The following is a 13,806-nucleotide window of genomic DNA, read 5'->3' on the forward strand; positions in this document are numbered from 1 at the left end:
ACGCGGAACGAAGCGCGCAGAGCGCCCGCGCACCGTCGCTTAACCGGAGACGCGTATGTCGATACTCGTAGGGACGGCTTCCTGGGCCGACAAGACGCTGATCGAATGCGGCGCTTTTTACCCGCCCGGCTTCAAGAGCGCGGAGGCGCGGCTGCGGTATTACGCGAGCGTGTTTCCGGTGGTCGAGGTGGATTCGTCGTACTACGCGATGCCGAGCGCGACGAACAGTGCGCTCTGGGTCGAGCGGACGCCGCCGGGCTTCGTGTTCGACATGAAGGCGTTCCGGCTCTTCACCGGCCATCAGACGGAGCCGAGATTCTTTCCGAAGGATCTGCAGGCCGAGCTGCCGAGCACCGGCAAAAAGAACCTCTACTACAAGGACGTGCCGGCGCCGATCGTCGAGGAATTGTGGTCGCGCTTCTTCGAGGCGCTGCGGCCGTTGCACGACGCAGGCAAGCTCGGCGCCGTGCTGTTTCAGTTTCCGCACTGGGTGACCGCGGCGCCGAAGTCGCGCGCGCACGTCGAGCACTGCGCCGAGCGCATGCATCCGCTGCTCACCGCATTCGAATTCCGGCACGAGAGCTGGTTCGACGAGAAGCATCGCGAGTCGACGCTGGCGATGGAGCGCGCGCACGGGATCGTGCACGTGATCGTCGATGCGCCGGAAGGCGTGACGAAGCGCGTGCACTCGGTGTGGGAGGCGACGTCGAGCGAGCTCGCGATCGTGCGGCTGCATGGCCGCAACGCGGCGACCTGGAACGGCTCGGCGACGGTGGCCGAGCGGTTCAACTACGAGTACAGCGACGACGAACTGCGAGATCTGGCGGGGCCGATCACGGCAATTGCCGGGCGCGCTGCGCAGACGCACGTGTTGTTCAATAACTGCTACCGCGATGTCGCGCAGCGCAATGCGCGGACGATGATGCGGATGGTCGATGCGGCGGGCGCCCGGCCGTGATTGGGGAAAGGCTTGGGCCGGCAGGCGACGCGCGCGATGCCGGATGCCCGGTCCCGTTCGTACTTCCCGGCATTCCGCTATCTTTGCAACGATCCCATGTGCTATATGAACGCGGACGTCGCACGGCCGCCGCCCGGATTTCATCCGGTCAAAACGAATCGTTCAGCGCTCACCGAACCGGCCGCTGACGCCAAAGCGGGGTAAAGCAATGAGTAATCTCGATCTGAACTTGCTTCGTGTATTCGATGCGATCCTGCGCGAGCGCAACGTGCTGCGCGCCAGCGAGGCGATCCATCTGAGTCCGTCGGCCGTCAGCCACGCGCTGTCACGGCTTCGTGCATTTCTCAACGACGACCTGTTCGTGCGGACGGCCACCGGCATGGAGCCGACGGCGCGCGCGCTCGAGATGGCGCCGCTCGTGCGCGATGCGCTCGTGATCGTCGAGCGTGCCATCGGGCCGAAGCAGTTCGATCCCGGCAGCACGCAGCGGCAATTCTGCATCGCGGCGACCGACTACATGACCGCGGTGCTGCTGCCACCGTTCTTTCGTGCGCTGGCGACCGACGCGCCGCACGCGAACGTCACGGTGCTGCCCGCGAGCCGGATCGACCTGACCACGCAGATCGACGTCGGCCGGGTCGAGATCGCGCTCGGATCGTTTTCCAACGTGCCGCCGCGTATTCAGCAACGCGTGCTGCTGGAAGAGCGCGACATGATGGTGATCGCCGCCGATCACCCGCTCGCCGAACGGGAAATCGGGCTGAGGGACTTCGCTGCTCTGCCGCTGATGGTGGTGTCGACCGGCGGTTCCGACGACGGCTTTCTGTCCGAACGGGGGCTGACGCGCCGGACCGAGATGTTCGACCGCGCTGCGCTGGTCGCCGCGTTCGAATCGATCGGCAAATGGCCGGCGTTCAGGATCGTGCAGCCTCACTTCCTCGCGATCCCGAGCCTGCTCGCCGGCACGCAGACGGCGGCGATCGTGCCGGCATCGCTTGCGCGGTTCTTCGCGCTGTCGGGCCTCGTGCACGCGGCGGAGCTGCCGTGGGAGCCGACCACGCGTGCGCTGCAGATGATCTGGCACGAGCGGCACGCCGACGATCAGGGCCACGCGTGGCTGCGAGACAGGCTTGCGGACGCGGCGCACGACGTAGCGGCCGCGAACGCCGCATGGGACGGCCGGCAACCGACACGGTGAGCTGCATGCGATGCATTTCGCTGTTAAGAAAAATGCACTTCTTCGACGTGGATCGCTCATGTAGCCTGCGACAACGCATTCAACGAAGGGCGACTCCATGTTCACCGACGATATTGAAACCGCACACGAACTGACCGAACTCGAACGGATCATGATGAGCCGGTTTGCGAACCGGTTCTATCTGAATCGCGAAGTCGATCCGGCCGTCGTGAAGGGCATTCTCAACGCCGCGCGCTACGCGGCGACCGGCGCGAACGTGCAGCCGTGGCGCGTTCACGTCGCCGCCGGACCCGCGAAGGAGCGGCTGGTCGATGCGCTCGGTACCGCGCACGCGACTTCGCCGGACGATCACGCGTCCGAGTATCGTTACCTGCCGGAGCCGCTGCCCGAACCGTTTGCATCGCGTCGACGCGAGTTCGGCGCCGTGTTCTTCGGTTCGCTCGGCATCGGCCCGCAGGACACCGCCGCGCGCGCGGCGAATACGGCGCGCAACTGCCGGTTCTTCGACGCGCCCGTCGCACTGATCTTCACGATCGATCGTCGTCTCGAGAAAGGAAGCTGGCTGGACCTGGGGATGTTCATCCAGAACGTGATGCTCGCGGCCAAGGCGCGCGGGCTGGACACGTGTACGCAGGAATTCCTGGCGCGCTATCACGCGGTGATTCGCGAGCAGCTGACGCTCGCGCCCGAGGAGCTGGTGGTGTGCACGATGGCAATGGGCTATGGCGATCCGGAGTGGGCGAAGAAGCGTCCGCAGATGCCGAAGCTGCCCGTTGAAGCGTTCGCATCGTTTCACGGGTTCTGAAGCGGCCCGGCCATCGACGGGTTGAAGACCCCACGCGCCCGAACATGGTCGTTCGCGACCCTGTTCGGGCTTTTCGATTGGATCCGATGACGGACAATGCGCGGGCCGACGAGCGTGCGAGTGCGCGATCGTCGGCGCACATCGGCCGACTTCGGTCGATCGATGCGAGCGTCACGCGACGCCTGCATCGATCGACGATTCAGTGCGCGGGCGGCTTGACGTCGTACGCGATTCGTCCGGCGGGCAAGAAGAACAGCGCGATCACCGCACCGCCTTTGGCCTCCGGAAAGTGATGGCTGCCGGGCGCGGGGGCGGTCCAGCCGCCGTAACACCATCCATTCGGGCCCGCGAGCGCCGCGCCGTCGTCGAGCGGCACGACGAGATTGAACTCGCCATACGGATGCGCGTGATAATCGCCGCGAAATGCGTGCTCCGGGTTGCGTTGCGTATTGCCGGTACTGTCCATCAGCACGGCCGTGATGCTGAAATAGAACGTTTCGGCGACGGGCGGCATGAGTCGCGCGCGGCGATACTTCGGGCCGGCGATTTCGACGTCGGCTGCCCAGCCTTGTTCGACGCCGAGCGTAATCAGGCGCGCAAGATCCTTGTACAACGCGCTTTCGACGCCGTACCTGGCGTTGAGCCATTGCTCCGCCTCGGTGCCCGCGGTCATGTCTTTGACTTCTTCGAGAAACGGCAGGCAACGCGCGATCAGCTGATCTCGCGGGTGTGCAGTGGATGCTTCGGACATTCGCTTTCTCCTTGGTTCGATCGCCGTGCACGTCGCCGCTGCTCATGCGCGCGTCGGGCGTGCTTCAGCGATCCGAAGATGCCATGTCGAAGCCGGTTGATGAAGCGAAAGTCTTGCAGAAGCGTCGTGCATGCCGTGCATTGCCCGCAGCGGCTGCATGCAGGAAGTGGTGCGCATCGCGCGCGAGGATCGCGAGGTCGATCCTCGCCGCGCGATGCCGACCCGCGGTGCCCGCGCGTCACTGCTCCAGCACGGCCTGCGGCGTGTTGCGGAAGCTGATCGCCATCCGGTTGTACGTGTTCATCAGGCTCGCTGCGATCGTGAGATCGACGAGCTCGCGCTCGCTGAATACCGCACGTGCCGCTTCGAATGCGTCGTCCGGTACGCCGGTCGTCGCGACCAGCGTGACGGACTCCGCCCACGCGAGTGCCGCACGCTCACGCTCGTCGAACAGATTGCCGGCCTCTCGCCACGCCTGCACGAGCGCGAGCTTTTCGATCTTCACGCCCTTCTTCAGCAGGTCGCGCGTATGCATGTCGAGGCAGTACGCGCAGTTGTTGATCTGCGACACGCGCAGATAGACGAGATCGACGAGCACTGGCGACAGCCCGCTCTGCATCACATAACCGTAGACGCCGCCGAGCGCTTTCACTCCCGCGGGCGCAATCTGGTTGTAATCGAGACGCTTGCTCATGAGGTAACTCCTGAAAGAAGGGGATTTACTTGACCGGGGTGGTCAGGACCGTGTCGTCGCTGTCGGCGACGAATACCGCGAGCAACCGGGCCGGCCGCGATGTGCTCGCATTGCGGCTGACGCGATGCACCGCGCCCGGTGCTTCGAAGAAGCTTTCGCCGGTGTGATAGACGCGCGTCGGGCCGTCGTCGACCTGCGATTCGATGTCGCCGGACAACACGTACGCATAGATGAAAGCGGAGCCCGCATGCCGGTGCGCCGGCGATGCTGCGCCCGGCGCGTAGTCCACGACGACGGCCGTCAAGGTCTTGCCGGGAAGGTTGGGAATCGCGTGCCGGAAGTTCGGCGTGACGGTTTCACCGGTGCCGTGCGCCGCGGCAGGCACCGCGATGCCGAACGCGATGCCTGCGCATGCGGCAGTTGCAATCGACTGAATGTTCCGAATGTTCATGGTTGTCTGGCTCGTTGAGGTTCCCCATTGTCGTGTGCGAAAGGAACACGAAAAAGCACCAGGAATGAACATTTTCTTTGTACCAAGCGGCCGTCGGAGTGCAGTCGTGGCCGGTGCGTCAGCGATGCTCGCGAACCAGCGCGAGCAGGCGGCGACAATCGTCGGCAAGCGTGCTGTGGTTCAGGTTCGTCACGCCGAGCAGCAGGCCCTGCTGGCGCGCAGCGCCCATGTACCACGGCGACAGCGGGACCGGGGACAGCCCGCATGCGCGGGCACGCATCGCGATATCGACGTCCGACACGTCGGCCGGCAGCGCCGTCACCACGGCCATGCCGGCCGTCGCCTGAACCGCGATCGCAGTCGAACGCTGCTCGTTCAGACAGCGTAGCAGCGCCTCGCGATGCGCTGCGTACAGCCGCTTCATTCGGCGCAAATGCCGAAGATAGTGTCCGTCCTGGATGAACTCCGTCACTGCGTGCTGCGCGCATGCGGCCGGCGCGGGTGCGAGGCACGCTGCAACGTCGCCGAAGCGCCGCGCGATGTCCGGCGGCACGACGAGAAAACCGAGACGCAGCGCGGGGCTCAGCGTCTTGCTGAAGCTGCCGATATGCAGCACGCGCCCGTCCTGATCGAGCGACGCAAGCGCGGGCGCCGCACGCCCGGTCAACTGAAGCTCGCTCAGATAGTCGTCTTCGACGATCCACGCGTCGTTTTGTCGTGCCCATGCAAGCAGCGCAATCCGCCGCGCCAGCGACATCGTCACGCCGAGCGGGGCCTGCTGGCCGGGCGTGACGACGGCCAGCGCCGCGTCGTTCGTATCCCGGATGCCGGCGTCTACATCGAGTCCGTCCGCGTCCACCGGCACCGCGGCGACCGTCATGCCGGCCAGACCGAGCGCCGTCCGCGTGAGCGGAAAGCCGGGGTCTTCGATCCACGCGTGTCGGCCTTCCACTCCGAGCCCGCGGATCGCGAGGCCCAGCGCGCCCGAGAACCCCGCCGTGATGAATACCTGCGACGGACTGCAGCGAAGACCGCGCGCGACGGCGAGATAGGCGGCGATTTCCCTGCGCAGGTCCGGATCGCCGCGCGGGTCGGGGTAGCCGACCGGCGCCGCCGATGCGCGCCGCGCCGCGCGCGCCTGCACGCGCGACCAAAGCTTGAACGGAAACGCCGCCTGCGACGGCACGCCCATCTGAAACGGCAGCGGTGCGTTGCCGAATCCGGCGAACAGGTCGGGAAGGGGCGGCGCCTCCGGCGACCAGCCGGCCGCGACCGGCACCGCGGGACGCTCGGCGACGCGCGTGCCCGCGGCGCCGAGCCCGATCGCGAACTGCTCGTCGATCAGGCGCTCGTAAGCGGCGCGGACGGTGCCGCGCGACACGCCGAGCTGCGCGGCCAGATCGGACCACGATGGCAGCCGTGCGCCCGAAGCGAGCTTGCCGGACTCGATCGCATCGCGGATCGAGCCGTAGATCTGGGCGGACAGCGACGTGCGTCCGGAGCGGTCGAGGCCAATGGAGAGCGTCGTCATGGGTCGATGGTGCATTTCGATTTTTCGATCTTGGGACTGTTTGCTGTCCGGACGGAAGCGTACTTTGTCGTATCGACGCGGCCAATCGGCCGCAGCCCGAATCCGGCGACCGCCTTCGGCCGTCGGCTTCGGCGGCCTGCTCGAGCGGGCCGCATCCAATCGAGCGAACAGACGAAGGAAGATACCGTGCAGACGAATGGATCGATCGACGCCGTGATCCCCGACAGCCAGCTGGCGCGCGAGGTCACGCAACTCATCCGCGACACCGAGGGCGAATTGCTGTTCAACCACTCGGCGCGCGTATACCTGTGGGGCGCACTGCTCGGACAACGCCGGAACATCGTGTTCGATCCCGAACTGCTCTATGTTGCGTCAATGTTCCACGACATCGGGCTGACGTCCGCCTATCGCGACAGCCGGCTTCGCTTCGAAGTGGACGGCGCCAATGCGGCGCGCGATTTCCTTCGGAGCCATCGCATCTCGGACGCGGACATCGAGAAGGTGTGGACCGCTGTTGCGCTGCACACGACGCCGGGCATTCCGGAGCACATGCACGGCGAAATTGCGCTCGTGCAGGCCGGCGCGGGTATGGACGTGGCCGGACGCGGCTTCGAGCAGTTCACCGACGAGCAGCGCGCGGCGGTGGTCGCCGCGTATCCGCGCGAAGCCGATTTTGCGAACAAGATGATCGACGCGTTCTACGACGGGATGAAGCACCGTCCGGAAACGACGTTCGGCACCTTCAACGACGACTTTCTTGCACACAAGGATCCTCGGTTCGTCAGGGTGAATATGTGCAGCGTCATGCTGAATTCGCGCTGGGTGTGCGATTGCCACTGACTGCGCAGGCTCTTGCATCGGGGCCTTCCGGGGCGGTCCGCGCGGCGACGCGGCGCCAGGCCCGGCTGCCGTTGGCAAATGATGAGCGGGGCAGCTTTCGACGTCCGCCGATCGGGGCATTGCGGCGCGCCGATGCGCCGCGTCAATCCTCCGCGGCCTCGCACGGCACGCCGCAACCCGACACCCGCGCATGCGCGTCCGCAAATTCCCCGCGCACCCAGCTTTTCAATATCCCGGTCGCGTGTCGGCTCGCGGACCGCGGGCTGTAGACGAGGTCGTACTGAAAACTCTCCAGCGCGAGATCGAACGGCTGTACGAGCGTACCGTTGGCGAGTTCGTCGGCCACGAGCGTCAGGCTGATCAGGCCGACACCCTGTCCGGCGAGCGTCGCCTGCATCGCATGAATCTCGTCGTTGAACCGCAGCCCCGCGTTCGGATCGATGGCCGACATCCTCGCCGCGTCGAGCCAGTGCGCCCACGTGATCGCGCGCGGATCGTCGCGAACGGGCGCGCCCCAGTCGAAGTGAATCAACGTCGCGCGCTGCAAGTCCTGCGCGGTCGCGATCGCCAGATGCGGGCGGCACACCGGCGCGAAATGATCCTTGAACAGCAGCTCCGACACGAGCCCCGCATAGTAGCCGGGACCGTACCGGATCGACGCGTCGGCGGACCGGTCGAGATCGACGATCGCGTTGGTCGCATCGAGCCGCAGCGTCCAGTCCGGATACGCGGCGCGGAAACCGCCCGCGCGCGCGGCGAGACATTTGGCCGTGAACGCGACGGTCGAGGTCAGTGTCGCCACCTTGCCGCCGTCGAGGTTTCGCGTCGTTTCGATTGCGCGCTCGAAGCTGTCGAGCCCGTCGCGCAGCGCCGGAAACAGCGCGGTGCCGCCTTCGGTCAATCGCACGCTGCGCGTGCGGCGCTCGAACAGCTTCACGCCGAGCCAGTCCTCGAGCTGGCGGATCTGGTGGCTGATCGCGGTCGGCGTGACGTTGAGCTCCTCGGCCGCGGCCTTGAAGCCGCCGCGCCGCGCCGCGGCTTCGAACGCGCGCAGCGCGCTCAGGGGAGGGAGTTTGCGCATGGATTAGAACGGCTCATCTGTCGGGTGAGAATTGACCATTTGTTGTGCGCGGGCGCTCGACCGATACTGCCGTCCCCACGATGAACCGAATCGGGAGATCCGCATGAAAATCGAGCAAGTCCACACGAATCCGGACCCTTATGCGCCGTTCCTATTATCACAGGCAATCCGTGTCGGCGACTTCGTATTCGTTTCCGGCCAGCCGGCGATCGGCGAGGATGGCGAGATCGACGGGCCGGGCGACTTCGACCGTCAGGCCGAGCGCGCGTTCGGCAATCTCGCACGCGTGCTGCAGGCGGCCGGCTCCGGCATGGATCGCGTCGTGAAGACGACCGTATTCCTGTCGTCGATGTCGTATCTCGACAAGATGGTCGATGTTCGGCGGAAATGGTTTACCGCGCCGTATCCGGCGGAGAGCCTCGTCGAGGTGTCCGCGCTGTTTTCGCCGGATGCGCTGATCGAAGTCGAAGCGATTGCGGTCGTCTCGGATTCGAGGTCGGCCGGGTGAGCGAGCCGCCGTATTAGCGAGCGGCGGCAGTTGAAGCAGACGATTCGCGAACGCGACAACCGGCATCGAAGCCGATCGATGACGCATCGGCCGCGCGGTGCGCCGCGTCGATGACGACGCACAGGCGATCGAAGAAGAAGGGAGCGTGCAGCTTTCGGCGTTGCGTTAGCCGATCGGACGCAAACGCGAATGCGCGCCGCGTTCCGGCAAGCGCGCATATTTCCCCGGCAGGTGCGCGTCCGCGAACCGTTCGACACGCGTTCGCCGCACCGCCGAATGCCGACCCGCCGACGTCACTCCCGCTCGTCGACGCGGTTGTCGAGCAGCCGTTTCGGAATCGCGAGAATCAGCACGCAGCTGACGAGCAGGCACGCGCCGAGCGCATACGTGCCGTTGTTGATGTTGCCGGTCAGGTTTTTCGCGACGCTCGTAATCATCGAGCCGGTGAAACCGGACAGGTTGCCGATCGAGTTGATCAGCGCGATGCCGGCCGCGGCGGCCGTGCCGGCGAGAATCTGGCCGGGGAACGTCCAGTAGATCGGCATCAGGCCGAGGATCGCGCAGGTCGAGATCGTCAGGAACAGGATCGACAGCGGCACGTTGCTCGCGAAGAACGCGCTGAGCATCAGTCCGACGCCGCCGATGCCGGCCGGAATCGCCGCATGCAGCCGCCGCTCGCCGGTACGGCGCGAATGCGCGGCATTCCACAGCATCGCGACGACGGCGCTCAGATACGGAATCGCGGTCAGCAGCCCGATGCTCAGCGGGCTTTGCACGCCCGACGCGCGAATGATCGACGGCAACCAGAATGCGAGCCCGTAAAAGCCCGTGTTGAACGTGAGCAGAATGAACGTGAGCAGCCAGACGTGCGGATTGCGAAACGCCGCGCCGATGCTGTGCGTCTTGCGCGTGCTTTCCTGTTCGAGATTGCGCTGCAGCAGCGCCTTTTCGCTCGCGGACAGCCACTTGGCGGACGCGATGCCGTCGCCCATGAACGCGAGCACGACGAACGCGACGAGAATCGACGGAATGCCCTCGAGCAGCAGCATCCACTGCCAGCCGCCGAGGCCGAGCAGCCCGTGCGTGTTTTCCATCAGCCAGCCGGAGACGATGCCGCCGAGCGTGAGGCTCACCGGAATCGCGATCAGGAAGCCGGACATCGCGGTGCTCTGGCGGCGCGCAGGGAACCAATAGTTCATGTACAGGATCACGCCCGGAAAGAAACCGGCCTCGCATGCACCGAGCAGGAACCGCAGGATGTAGAACATCGTCGACGCTTCGACGTGAAAGAACCGCGCGAGCGGCGCGATGAACGCAAGCGACGACGAGACGATGCCCCACGTGATCATGATCCGCGCGATCCAGAACCGCGCGCCGTAGCGATGCAGCAACAGATTGCTCGGGATTTCGAACAGAAAGTATCCCCAGAAGAAGATGCTGGCGCCGACGGCGTAGATGGTATCGCTGAGGCCGAGCGAATCGAGCATCTGCAGCTTCGCGAAACCGACGTTGACGCGGTCGAGGTACGCGACCACGTAGCAGAGCAGCAAGAGCGGCAGCACGCGGCGCAGCACCTTGCGATAGACGCGCTCTTCGGTTTCGTCGACAGGCGCGGCCGATGCCGCGGTCTCGGTGAGTATGGGCATGACGTGTCTCCGGATTTGTACTTGTGTGCCGGAGCGTTGCGCACGTTGGCTGCCCGGCTGAAATGTTACCGGTAACTAAAGTAGCACGCGCGGTCGGCCGCGGCAAGCCGGATCGGTGCGGTTTGCGTGGCGATCGGGATTCGGGATTACCCGCGCATGCCGTGGATACGCGACATGAATATCGATGTGCGAAGCGGCCGCCAAGGCTGCGCAGCGCGAGGGTGAGAGGAGGGGGCGACGCTGCGGCGACACTCGCCCGCGATGCCGGCGGGCCGCCGCTTGCGGCTATCATACGGTCGTTTCAACCCCGCTCCGATCGTCGATGGCCAAATCCGCCGCCGCTACCAAGACCACACCGCCCCGCATGTCCGACGTCGCGCGCCTGGCCGGCGTGTCGAAGATGACCGTCTCGCGCGTGCTTGCCGATCGCAGCGTGTCGGCGGCAACGCGCGAGCGCGTGCAGCGCGCGATCGAGCAGCTCGGCTACGTGGCCGATGCGGCGGCCGGCGCGCTGTCGTCCGGGCGTTCGGAGTTCGTCGCGGTGCTGGTGCCGTCGCTGTCGAGTTCGAACTTCTCGGATACGGTGCAGGGCCTGACCGAGGCGCTCGAACCGCACGGCCTGCAGCTGCTCATCGGCGACACCGATTATTCGCTCGAGCGCGAGGAACGTCTGGTGCGCCAGCTGCTGCGCTATCAGCCGCGTGCGATCGCGCTGACGGGCGCGCAGCATACCGACACGACGCGGCAACTGCTCGAGCGCACGGACGTGCCGATCGTCGAGATGTGGGACTGGCCGGCCGATCCGGTCGATCGCGTCGTCGGCTTCTCGAACGCGAAGGCCGCGCGCGAAATGGTGCGCTACCTCGCGGGCAAAGGACATCGGCGTATCGGCTTTCTCGCGGGCGCCGGCGATCTCGACCGGCGCGGCCTCGAGCGGCTGCGCGGCTATCAGCAGGAGATGAAGGCGCTCGGCCTCGCTCCGCGCGTCGTGCGGCTCGGCGATGCGCCCGTGACGATGAGTCACGGCGGCCCCGCGATGGCCGCGCTGCTCGCGCAATGGCCGGACACGCAGGCGGTGATGTGCGTCAGCGACATGTCGGCATTCGGCGCGATCATGGAGTGTCATCGGCGCGGGCTCGCGGTGCCGGACGACATCGCGATCGCCGGCTTCGGCAATTTCGAGGTCGCGTCGTGCTGCCATCCGACGATCACGACGATGTCCGTCGACGCACTCGGCATCGGGCGCCGTACCGGCGAGATGCTGCTCGCGGCGCTCGACGCGGGCGACGCCGACGCCGCGGAATCGGCGCGCGTCGCGAAGAAGGTGCGGATCGAGTACGGCATCGTCGAGCGCGACAGCGCGTAGCGCGGCGCGACGATCGCGTCGCGCGGCGGCGCCTGCTTTCCTATCGTCGATGCTTGGTGCGACGCGCCGACGCGTGCTAGTATCGGCGCTGATGTTACCGGTAACTATTCGGCGCGTGCGGCGACGAAGCGGCCGGTACGGAGTCCGGCGCGTCCGGAGCAGAAAAGCAGGAGAAGGAGACATGACGCAATCCCCGCGCAGGCTGCGCAGCCAGGAGTGGTTCGACGATCCGTCGCATGCCGACATGACGGCGCTCTATGTCGAGCGATTCATGAACTACGGTCTCACGCGCGAAGAGCTGCAATCGGGCCGGCCGATCATCGGCATCGCGCAGACGGGCAGCGACCTCGCGCCGTGCAACCGTCACCACATCGCGCTCGCCGAGCGCGTGAAGGCCGGCATTCGCGACGCCGGCGGCATTCCGATGGAATTCCCGGTGCATCCGCTCGCCGAGCAAAGCCGGCGTCCGACCGCCGCGCTCGACCGCAATCTCGCCTATCTCGGCCTCGTCGAAATCCTGCACGGCTTTCCGCTCGACGGCGTCGTGCTGACCACCGGTTGCGACAAGACGACGCCCGCCTGCCTGATGGCGGCCGCGACAGTCGATCTGCCGGCGATCGTGCTGTCCGGCGGCCCGATGCTCGACGGCTGGCACGAAGGCAAGCGCGTCGGCTCGGGCACCGTGATCTGGCATGCACGCAATCTGCTCGCGGCCGGCGAAATCGACTACGAAGGGTTCATGCGCCTGACGACCGCATCGTCGCCATCGATCGGACACTGCAACACGATGGGCACCGCGCTCTCGATGAACTGTCTGGCCGAGGCGCTCGGCATGTCGCTGCCCGGCTGCGCGAGCATACCGGCCGCGTATCGCGAGCGCGGGCAGATGGCGTATGCGACCGGCAAGCGCATCGTCGATCTGGTTCGCGACGACGTGCGCCCGTCGCAGATCATGACGCGCGACGCGTTCGAGAATGCGATCGTCGTCGCGTCGGCGCTCGGTGCGTCGACGAACTGTCCGCCGCACCTGATTGCGATTGCGCGGCACATGGGCGTCGAGCTGAGCCTCGCCGACTGGCAGCGCGTCGGCGAACAGGTGCCGCTGCTCGCCAACTGCATGCCGGCCGGCGAATATCTGGGCGAGAGCTTCCATCGCGCGGGCGGCGTGCCCGCGATCCTGCGGCAGCTCGACGCCGCCGGACTGATTCATCGCGGCTGCATGACCGTGTCGGGCCGCACGATCGCCGACATCGTGGCGGCGGCACCGGCCGCGGACGGCGACGTGATCCGGCCGCACGATGCGCCGCTGAAGCACGGCGCGGGCTTCATCGTGCTGTCGGGCAACTTCTTCGACAGCGCGATCATGAAGATGTCCGTCGTCGGCGACGCGTTCCGCCGCACGTATCTGAGCGAACCGGGCGCGGAAAACGTCTTCGAGGCGCGTGCGATCGTGTTCGACGGCCCCGAGGACTATCGTGCGCGGATCAACGATCCGGCGCTCGCGATCGACGAGCGATGCATCCTCGTGATCCGCGGCTGCGGGACGGTCGGCTATCCGGGCAGTGCGGAGGTCGTCAACATGGCGCCGCCGGCGGAGCTCGTCAAGCGCGGTGTCGAATCGCTGCCCTGCATGGGCGACGGCCGCCAGAGCGGCACGTCGGCGAGCCCGTCGATCCTCAACATGTCGCCGGAAGCGGCGGCGGGCGGCGGCCTCGCGCTGCTGCGCACGAACGACCGGATTCGCGTCGATCTGAACGCGCGGCGCGTCGACGTGCTGGTGCCGGACGACGAGCTGGCGCACCGCCGCGAATCCGCCGAATTCCAGGTGCCGCCGTCGCAAACGCCTTGGCAGGAACTGTATCGACAGTTCGTCGGGCAACTGTCGACCGGCGGCTGCCTCGAGCCCGCGACCTTGTATCTGAAGGTGATAGCCGAGCGCGGCGAGCCGCGTCATTCCCATTGATCCGCTAACCGACG

Annotated in this window: 13 protein-coding genes; 7 read left to right on the forward strand and 6 right to left on the reverse strand. The window is 66.4% G+C overall.

The genetic code is table 11. From position 1 onward, the window contains the following. The first annotated feature begins 55 nt into the window (after nt 1-55). The 3 genes from NP80_RS06490 (at nt 56) to NP80_RS06500 (ending at nt 2,961) form a co-directional block, all read left to right on the forward strand. Entirely contained in the window at nt 56-958 is a 903-nt protein-coding gene (locus NP80_RS06490; RefSeq protein ID WP_006409877.1) for a DUF72 domain-containing protein, read from the forward strand. Between the two features lie 208 nt (nt 959-1,166). Beyond that, nucleotides 1,167-2,156: a LysR substrate-binding domain-containing protein gene (locus NP80_RS06495; RefSeq protein WP_006409888.1), complete on the forward strand. Its 990-nt coding sequence runs from the start codon at nt 1,167-1,169 to the stop codon at nt 2,154-2,156. Nucleotides 2,157-2,253: 97 nt separating this feature from the next. Beyond that, entirely contained in the window at nt 2,254-2,961 is a 708-nt protein-coding gene (locus NP80_RS06500; RefSeq protein ID WP_006403938.1) for a nitroreductase, read from the forward strand. 199 nt (nt 2,962-3,160) lie between these two features. Here the strand turns inward: NP80_RS06500 and NP80_RS06505 are convergent, their stop codons facing one another. The 4 genes from NP80_RS06505 to pdxR all read right to left on the reverse strand — a co-directional run bounded on the left by NP80_RS06505 (nt 3,161) and on the right by pdxR (nt 6,388). After that, nucleotides 3,161-3,712 carry a 4-hydroxylaminobenzoate lyase gene (locus NP80_RS06505; protein WP_006403937.1) on the reverse strand — a complete coding sequence of 184 codons (552 nt, stop codon included), beginning with the start codon at nt 3,710-3,712 and terminating at the stop codon, nt 3,161-3,163. 238 nt (nt 3,713-3,950) lie between these two features. Beyond that, on the reverse strand, nt 3,951-4,406 hold the full coding sequence (locus NP80_RS06510) for a carboxymuconolactone decarboxylase family protein (protein WP_006409901.1): 456 nt from the start codon (nt 4,404-4,406) through the stop codon (nt 3,951-3,953). A 25-nt stretch (nt 4,407-4,431) separates the two neighbouring features. After that, on the reverse strand, nt 4,432-4,857 hold the full coding sequence (locus NP80_RS06515) for a cupin domain-containing protein (RefSeq protein ID WP_006409898.1): 426 nt from the start codon (nt 4,855-4,857) through the stop codon (nt 4,432-4,434). A 118-nt stretch (nt 4,858-4,975) separates the two neighbouring features. Further along, nucleotides 4,976-6,388, reverse strand: a complete 1,413-nt coding sequence (pdxR, locus tag NP80_RS06520) for a MocR-like pyridoxine biosynthesis transcription factor PdxR (protein WP_006408482.1) — start codon at nt 6,386-6,388, stop codon at nt 4,976-4,978. A 186-nt stretch (nt 6,389-6,574) separates the two neighbouring features. On the opposite strand from pdxR, the gene NP80_RS06525 reads away from it, so the two are divergent. Continuing rightward, complete coding sequence (locus NP80_RS06525) at nt 6,575-7,228, forward strand: HD domain-containing protein (RefSeq protein ID WP_006403932.1); 654 nt, start codon at nt 6,575-6,577, stop codon at nt 7,226-7,228. Nucleotides 7,229-7,370: 142 nt separating this feature from the next. Here NP80_RS06525 and NP80_RS06530 read toward each other — a convergent pair whose 3' ends face one another. Continuing rightward, entirely contained in the window at nt 7,371-8,309 is a 939-nt protein-coding gene (locus NP80_RS06530; protein WP_006409879.1) for a LysR substrate-binding domain-containing protein, read from the reverse strand. Nucleotides 8,310-8,412: 103 nt separating this feature from the next. Between NP80_RS06530 and NP80_RS06535 the strand changes: the two genes are divergently transcribed. Then, the gene (locus NP80_RS06535) at nt 8,413-8,817 is read left to right on the forward strand and encodes a RidA family protein (protein WP_006409886.1); all 405 of its coding nucleotides are present in this window, start codon (nt 8,413-8,415) and stop codon (nt 8,815-8,817) included. A 293-nt stretch (nt 8,818-9,110) separates the two neighbouring features. On the opposite strand, the gene NP80_RS06540 is transcribed toward NP80_RS06535, so the two are convergent. Further along, nucleotides 9,111-10,463, reverse strand: a complete 1,353-nt coding sequence (locus NP80_RS06540) for an MFS transporter (RefSeq protein WP_006409882.1) — start codon at nt 10,461-10,463, stop codon at nt 9,111-9,113. A gap of 364 nt (nt 10,464-10,827) precedes the next feature. Between NP80_RS06540 and NP80_RS06545 the strand changes: the two genes are divergently transcribed. After that, nucleotides 10,828-11,829, forward strand: a complete 1,002-nt coding sequence (locus NP80_RS06545; protein ID WP_006409885.1) for a LacI family DNA-binding transcriptional regulator — start codon at nt 10,828-10,830, stop codon at nt 11,827-11,829. Between the two features lie 181 nt (nt 11,830-12,010). After that, entirely contained in the window at nt 12,011-13,792 is a 1,782-nt protein-coding gene (locus tag NP80_RS06550; RefSeq protein WP_006403926.1) for an IlvD/Edd family dehydratase, read from the forward strand. Nucleotides 13,793-13,806: the final 14 nt, after the last annotated feature.

The sequence above is a fragment of the Burkholderia multivorans ATCC BAA-247 genome, from assembly GCF_000959525.1.
In the GTDB taxonomy this organism is placed as follows: Bacteria; Pseudomonadota; Gammaproteobacteria; order Burkholderiales; family Burkholderiaceae; genus Burkholderia; species Burkholderia multivorans.

What these genes read in the sequence shown, in the direction of transcription:
- NP80_RS06490 (WP_006409877.1), top strand. Translation starts at nt 56, where the DNA reads ATGTCGATACTCGTAGGGACGGCTTCCTGGGCCGACAAGACGCTGATC.
- pdxR (WP_006408482.1), bottom strand. Translation starts at nt 6,388, where the DNA reads ATGACGACGCTCTCCATTGGCCTCGACCGCTCCGGACGCACGTCGCTG.
- NP80_RS06505 (WP_006403937.1), bottom strand. Translation starts at nt 3,712, where the DNA reads ATGTCCGAAGCATCCACTGCACACCCGCGAGATCAGCTGATCGCGCGT.
- NP80_RS06495 (WP_006409888.1), top strand. Translation starts at nt 1,167, where the DNA reads ATGAGTAATCTCGATCTGAACTTGCTTCGTGTATTCGATGCGATCCTG.
- NP80_RS06540 (WP_006409882.1), bottom strand. Translation starts at nt 10,463, where the DNA reads ATGCCCATACTCACCGAGACCGCGGCATCGGCCGCGCCTGTCGACGAA.
- NP80_RS06545 (WP_006409885.1), top strand. Translation starts at nt 10,828, where the DNA reads ATGTCCGACGTCGCGCGCCTGGCCGGCGTGTCGAAGATGACCGTCTCG.
- NP80_RS06500 (WP_006403938.1), top strand. Translation starts at nt 2,254, where the DNA reads ATGTTCACCGACGATATTGAAACCGCACACGAACTGACCGAACTCGAA.
- NP80_RS06510 (WP_006409901.1), bottom strand. Translation starts at nt 4,406, where the DNA reads ATGAGCAAGCGTCTCGATTACAACCAGATTGCGCCCGCGGGAGTGAAA.
- NP80_RS06550 (WP_006403926.1), top strand. Translation starts at nt 12,011, where the DNA reads ATGACGCAATCCCCGCGCAGGCTGCGCAGCCAGGAGTGGTTCGACGAT.
- NP80_RS06515 (WP_006409898.1), bottom strand. Translation starts at nt 4,857, where the DNA reads ATGAACATTCGGAACATTCAGTCGATTGCAACTGCCGCATGCGCAGGC.
- NP80_RS06535 (WP_006409886.1), top strand. Translation starts at nt 8,413, where the DNA reads ATGAAAATCGAGCAAGTCCACACGAATCCGGACCCTTATGCGCCGTTC.
- NP80_RS06530 (WP_006409879.1), bottom strand. Translation starts at nt 8,309, where the DNA reads ATGCGCAAACTCCCTCCCCTGAGCGCGCTGCGCGCGTTCGAAGCCGCG.